The 258-nt window shown below is 69.0% G+C and carries 1 protein-coding gene; it reads right to left on the minus strand.

The features are described from left to right. On the minus strand, positions 1 to 258 hold a 258-nt coding region (locus ACFHW1_RS28930; protein ID WP_416616760.1), incomplete at both ends, for a Hint domain-containing protein.

Below are 258 nucleotides of genomic sequence, written 5' to 3' on the forward strand. Positions count from 1 at the left end.
GGTGTTTGACGCCGTCGCCGGTGATGGTGGCGGTGACGGTCTCGATGCTGGTGGTGCCGGTTTCGGGGTCGGTGGCGATGACCTTGTCGCCGGGTTTGACCTGTTCGATGGGTTTGGTGGTGCCGTCGGCCGTCAGGACCTTGGTGCCGGGGGTGAAGCTGTTGTTCAGCGGGCAGCTGTCGGCGGGTCTGTCTCCGCCGCCGCTGGCGCCGCCGTTGGAGCGGGTGCTGGCGCCGGTGTTGCCGCCGGGTTTGGAGG

It is taken from the genome of Micromonospora sp. LOL_014 (assembly GCF_048060245.1).
Classification (GTDB): Bacteria; Actinomycetota; Actinomycetes; order Mycobacteriales; family Micromonosporaceae; genus Micromonospora_E.